The 5,463-nt window shown below is 55.9% G+C and carries 6 protein-coding genes and 1 pseudogene; 3 read left to right on the top strand and 4 right to left on the bottom strand.

Going from position 1 to position 5,463, the window contains the following annotated elements; genetic code table 11:
* Positions 1-446: 446 nt before the first annotated feature.
* Entirely contained in the window at positions 447-1,178 is a 732-nt protein-coding gene (locus FQ320_RS24960) for a hypothetical protein (protein WP_148475962.1), read from the top strand.
* A gap of 39 nt (positions 1,179-1,217) precedes the next feature.
* Here the strand turns inward: FQ320_RS24960 and FQ320_RS24955 are convergent, their stop codons facing one another.
* Positions 1,218-2,261, bottom strand: coding sequence for an IS1595 family transposase (locus tag FQ320_RS24955; protein WP_148475961.1), 1,044 nt, complete (start codon positions 2,259-2,261; stop codon positions 1,218-1,220).
* A gap of 319 nt (positions 2,262-2,580) precedes the next feature.
* Here FQ320_RS24955 and FQ320_RS24950 point away from each other — a divergent pair, with 319 nt between their 5' ends.
* Entirely contained in the window at positions 2,581-2,688 is a 108-nt protein-coding gene (locus tag FQ320_RS24950) for a transposase domain-containing protein (RefSeq protein ID WP_370513107.1), read from the top strand.
* 345 nt (positions 2,689-3,033) lie between these two features.
* Here FQ320_RS24950 and FQ320_RS24945 read toward each other — a convergent pair.
* Positions 3,034-3,751 (bottom strand): annotated as a pseudogene (locus FQ320_RS24945) (IS6 family transposase).
* A gap of 126 nt (positions 3,752-3,877) precedes the next feature.
* Between FQ320_RS24945 and FQ320_RS24940 the strand changes: the two are divergent.
* On the top strand, positions 3,878-4,282 hold the full coding sequence (locus tag FQ320_RS24940; protein WP_148475960.1) for an MbcA/ParS/Xre antitoxin family protein: 405 nt from the start codon (positions 3,878-3,880) through the stop codon (positions 4,280-4,282).
* A 164-nt stretch (positions 4,283-4,446) separates the two neighbouring features.
* Here the strand turns inward: FQ320_RS24940 and FQ320_RS24935 are convergent, their stop codons facing one another.
* On the bottom strand, positions 4,447-5,010 hold the full coding sequence (locus FQ320_RS24935) for a metallophosphoesterase (RefSeq protein WP_148475959.1): 564 nt from the start codon (positions 5,008-5,010) through the stop codon (positions 4,447-4,449).
* A 213-nt stretch (positions 5,011-5,223) separates the two neighbouring features.
* On the bottom strand, positions 5,224-5,463 hold a 240-nt coding region (locus tag FQ320_RS26220), incomplete at its 5' end, for a hypothetical protein (RefSeq protein ID WP_370513106.1).

Raw genomic sequence — 5,463 nt, 5'->3', positions numbered from 1 at the left:
CAAAGCTGAACAGGACGAAGCGGCCCCAAAGAAACGGCGCGCCGGCAAACAAGCGACACGCTATCATCCAAATGGCCGCCGTAATACCGAAGGTTGGAACTCTAAGCTGGCCAAACGTGCAAAGAAAAAAGCCGAAGCTGCCCCGTCTCACGCCGCCGAATGACCACGCCCGCATGGCTGTTCAGGGCTGCGATATATGAGGTCTCCGCCCTGCCCACCCATGATAGCGGACCACCAAGTGGGACATTTCTACTTTGCGGGCCGACGGACATTTCTACTTGGTTGCAACAGTGTGTGACGGTATCGCAGCCTACTCCTCCATAAATAGGTGTCTCCTTTAAAAATGATTAAAGTGACTAGGAAATAAACGTTTAAAATATTTGCAATTAGGTGTCATCTGAGTATATAACTATTAAGGCAAACAACACAGCAAAGGATGACACATTATGACTAAGACTATGACTGGCGAAATTGAAATAACATTGCTAAACAACGGCGCTGATGGCGCTAGTGTACAGTTTCATTATGACCTTAAGGATATGTTTCGCCGGGTATTCAAAAACGCCAAATGGGATAGCAGGAATGAGTGCTGGACAGTCGGGAATCGCTCAATAAAACGCTTAGAGACCTGGGTTGCCGAAATGAATGCGTCTGGACTGCCACAGAAGATTGCCATGAGCGATCAAGTTGACTTGACCGACGCGCAAGTCGAGAAAGTCCGCGCAATGATCAAATCCCGGCTAAATGACATTGAGAGTGAGCAATCTGCATGTGAGGCTATAAAACAAGCCATCTCCGATCTGGCAGAGACAAAAAGCGAACTCAGCGCATTAGATGCCAAGCTCCAAAAAGCTAAGGCTGAGCGCCAAAAACTGGAAGCCGAAGAGCGTGAGTTGAGGGACGATATCAACGCAACTGTTAATGATGTCGTCAGCATCTCCGAAATTAACGAACTCCGCACAAGCATGCAGCGAGCTTGGCGTAGCCAAACATCCAAAAATCGGGATCTGTTTAGCGAAAGTCAGGATCGTTTAAGGGAGATCCGAGATGAGCTCTCCGAGAATGATATTGAGAGCGATACTTTGGATCTGGCGGTTGGGGCTAACTACAATCGACGTGACCGCGATCTCGATGACCTCAAAGTCAAGTTGGAATTCGCAGTTTCAGATACTGAATAAATCAAGGTGCCAACAACCGCACACTGGCAACCGGCGGTGTCAGCAAACCGTGTTGGCGCGAGGGCCTGAAGCGAGCAGCAGCCTGAGCGCATCAAGGTAGGAGCGGTCCGCGTTGTTTCGGGCGGCATGCCATCGGCCGTAGGCGGCGAGGTTCCTAGATGACGGCCCGCAGAAGGGCTGCATGAAGGCGCGGAAACGGCTGATCAGGGCATTCACGGTGTTGATGTGGTGGCTGCGCGGGGTGCGCTTCGATCGCCTTACGGCGTTGAGCGCGAAGTTCGGGATGTGCTCGTCCTTCGCGATCCGCTCGTAGGTGACGAACCCGTCCGTGCAGAGCACCGCATCCGGCGCCATCACGGGCAACAGGGCACCGGAGATCGCCGCCTGGCCCGCGTCGGCAATAGCCTCGAAGGCTCGGTGACCAGCGCGATCGGTTGCCGCGAGGAGCTTCTTCTCCCAGGCCCGCCAGCCTCCCGGAGGCGCTACCGCCGAACCGCCCCTACGCCGATAGGCGCGCCATCCCAGGCGGGGCGGCACCGGGTGGTTCACGGGGTCACGCCGGTGCCTGACCCATTCCCTCGACCCCTTTCGGCTCTCACGTTGGTGGCCTTCATCGGCTTCGACGATGCCAGTAAGGGTGGCGTCGGGCTCCGGTTTCAGAGCGCCGATGATCGCCATTCGCCAGCGCCAGATGCTGTGACGCGACGCACCCAGAACCTCGGCCCCGCGGCGGCAGGACATCGGCTGCGGCGCCTCGATCATATCACGCGCTAGCGCGACAACGAGGTCGGGGCGGTGAACCCGGGCCAGCGGCGTGCCGCTGCGGCCTGACCACGTTACTCCGCACCCCGAGCAGTTCCATCGCTGTGTGCCTGTTCTGGTCCGACCCCACCGGGTGCGCGCGTCACCCCCACAGCGGGGACAGGACGCCGCCGGGCCGCCAGCATCGGCACGCGCGTCGATCTCCAGGACCGCCTCGGCACGCTTGCGCGCATCTGCAACGAGCCCTTCGGCTTGGCGCAACTCCTGCGGGGTCAGGCGGGCAAGCAGACGGCCGAATTCAGCTGGTTCGAAGCGGCGCATGGCGGGTCTCCTGGAACTTCGGAAGCCTCAGCATACCTCACTAACATGTCAGAACAAAGCGCGAACCAACACGCTTTGCTGACACCGCCCTGGCAACCCGTTTACTAATCAGGCGGGTTGCCAAAAAGGTACTGTAAGGGAGGGCCAATCTAATGCAGGATCACGACACCACAAAAGCCGACCATGCAGGGGTCTGGGCCAGCCATCGTAGACAGTTAGATAGAGGAATCTTGGGCAACGTTAAGGCCGCGTGGAGGTCGTACAATCGCAAACAGATGGCTTTTGAGGCGGGAACGCCGCTGCAATCGCCTACACGCTCATGGAAACCTGCAAGCTGAACGGCGCGGACCCCGAGGCGTGGGTCACATGGGTCCTCCAGCGCCTACCCGATCACAAGATCAATCGCATCGACGAACTCATGCCCTAGAACTGGCACCCCGAAAAAGCCTGAAACCGCCCCGGCACCGGACGGATACCCCCGGCGCCATGCGCCTAAAATACGTTCCTGGCTAAATCCAAGCCGATGACGCTAACCTCGTTTATGGACGCTCTCCTCGTATCAGTGTTTCAACACCTCGTTACCTTGGCACATTCGATGCCGCCGGGGGCGTTCACCCCGTCGCTTACGAACCAAGGCAGGCTGACCTTCGTCGAGTCGCTCTCGGTCGGCGAAGCCGCGATTTCTGAACCGTTGGTGGAGTGCCTTCACCCGGTTGCCCGATTGTGACCGACCGCTCCAATGCGAGGAAGCCTACAATCTTTACCGTGAGGTTCAACCAGCCGCTATTCTCTCGATCCGAGCATTGCGAAACTTTTCGACACAACTGACAATCTCTGTCTGCATCTGGAACAGACAAGCGGCTGAAAGGGTGTGTCGGCGCGGCCGGAAGATGTTTTGGACCTGATCATGGGCGGACAAGAACCGCTGTGCCTAGCGGAGTGATTTGAAACGACCGATGATCTTTTCTCCCCGCCGTGTCGGCCTGTGTGACCCTTCGCATCGATTGTTCAGACCTTTGTGGCTGCGATGCTCTATTTCCGCAGAAAGATCTTTCAAGGCAGCCCCGTAGCTTCGGGGTTTATTAGTGACGATCACCCGCGGCGCACCAAATGCCTTGAATAACCAGCGGAAAAAGTGACTTGCGGTCCGTTTGTGGCTGCACGAAGATGTCGAGCACATCGACACGGCTATCGACGGCGCGCCAGAGCCAATATTTCTTGCCGTTTATCGGAACAACGACTTCGTCCAAGTGCCATTTGTCCGCCGTTGCCGGACGATCACGGCGGATTACTTGGGCATATTTCAGGCCGAATTTCGCAACCCAAGAGCGGATTGACTCATAGCTGACCACACTTCTGCGCGCGGCCAACAGGTCCTCGACATCGCGCAAGCTCATGGGGAATCGGTGATAGGCCCAGACAGCGTATGCGATAATCTCAGGTGGGAAACGGTGGCCTAAGAAGGCACCAGGTTGCTTGGGTTTGGTCATAAGAAGACCTACCGCCACGTGCGTCCCCCCGCAACTTGACGATGCCCCCTCACATACTCATGATAGTGGCATTTTCTAATTCTTAACGGTATCGTACCGATACGCAAATACGAAAATGGGAGTAAGATGAGTTCTGATATCCAGCCCGCCCCTCCCTCTCAGGATCTGACGGCCGATGAGGCGCATGCAGCAGCCCGCGCCATCGTTAACCTGTTTGATCGCTGGAAACTATCAGATGAAGACGCGTGCCAGCTACTGGGCGGGATGACACAGCGCACATTGACCCGTTGGAGGCAGGGGGAAATCGGTCGTATTAATCGCGACTTAGGGACACGGTTGTCGCTGCTCTTAGGTATCCACACAGGCACACGGTATATGTTCGGCCAGGACACGTCTCGCGCGCACCAATGGATCAAGGCAAAAAACAGCGCATTTGGCGGACGCTCTGGGCTCGAGATTATGCTTAGCGGCCAAATCATCGACCTCTACGGTGTTCGCCGATACCTCGATGCAGAGTGCTCCGGTTGGTGACCTAACTTTGGCCAAACAGAGCCTGCAGGTGACTTCGCATCAGCGACTGACGGCAGCATTTTTCTTTCATGATCGCTCCGCCCTGAACCCATGCAAGTGCCAATTTGACGAGTTCATAATATCCGCAGCGACCTTCGCGCCAGAACCGTGTTTAAAGGTCCAGATTACAGCACTGCGCCGGGCTCCACAGTTGCCCAGATCGGGTTAATCGGAAGGGTTGCTGCACGCTTCTCGATTTCAGAAAACTGAACAGGTTTGAAGTCCCAGAGATCGACACCCACATTCACCGAATTTCTAGAGCCTGGCCAGTTATTATGGACGTGACCGAAGAGATTTAGTGAGCCCCGACGGGCATTGTTCCAGGTGATCAAAGGGTAATGGTACAGCGTATGCCACTTTTTTTCCGAGCCATCCTGGACGGCGGCGGTGTCGGTGATCGACGTCCACGGGAGCTCCAGCACGCTGTCTTTATCATGATTTCCGACAACCAGGTGCTTTTCAGCGCCGGGTAGCTGATCAAAAATCGAGCGCACCCATTCCTTGTTTTTTGCTTTCCGACCAAACGCAAAATCACCAATAATCCAAAGTTGGTCCTCCGGCCCGACAGCTTCCCGAAGGTTTTTGAGCAGCACGGCATCCATCTCATCAGCGCTCTCAAACGGACGGTTGCAGTGATTAATGATGTTTTTGTGGCCAAAATGGGTATCAGCAGTATACCATTTTTTCATTTCGTTACTTTCTCACTTCCTTCTGAAAGCGAGCGATCGCGAATTAATGGCTGAAAAATCTGAAAATCTTACGGGCTCATGTCGAGACCGCCGCTGGATACGGGACGCTATCTATCGACGGCTATTATCGATTGTGCGTGCATAAATAAAAATTTATGTCAGATGAGGGGGGAGGTCAAGACTAATACACATATCAGATGTGAGGGGGCGGTGTCAGCAAATCGTGTTGGTGTGAGCGCCTGACACGAGCAGCAGGCTGAGCACGTCCCGATGGCTGCGCCCCACATTGTCGCGGGCGGCGTGCCATCGGCCGTAGGCTGCGAGGTTCCTGGAGGCCGGACCGCAGAACGGCTGCATGAAGCCGCGGAATCGCCCGATGAGGGCATTTACGGTATTTATGTGATGGCTGCGCGGGGTGCGCTTCGAGCGCCGTCCTGCGTTGAGCGCAAAGTG

This window comes from Oceaniovalibus sp. ACAM 378 (assembly GCF_008085915.1).
GTDB lineage: Bacteria > Pseudomonadota > Alphaproteobacteria > Rhodobacterales > Rhodobacteraceae > Oceaniglobus.
The sequence above is the reverse complement of the archived record's forward strand: the minus strand, read 5'-3'. Positions and strand labels throughout refer to the sequence as shown.

Coding starts and splice junctions, on each gene's coding strand:
- FQ320_RS24960 (WP_148475962.1), top strand. CDS start 447: ATGACTAAGACTATGACTGGCGAAATTGAAATAACATTGCTAAACAAC.
- FQ320_RS24955 (WP_148475961.1), bottom strand. CDS start 2,261: ATGCGCCGCTTCGAACCAGCTGAATTCGGCCGTCTGCTTGCCCGCCTG.
- FQ320_RS24940 (WP_148475960.1), top strand. CDS start 3,878: ATGAGTTCTGATATCCAGCCCGCCCCTCCCTCTCAGGATCTGACGGCC.
- FQ320_RS24950 (WP_370513107.1), top strand. CDS start 2,581: ATGGAAACCTGCAAGCTGAACGGCGCGGACCCCGAGGCGTGGGTCACA.
- FQ320_RS24935 (WP_148475959.1), bottom strand. CDS start 5,010: ATGAAAAAATGGTATACTGCTGATACCCATTTTGGCCACAAAAACATC.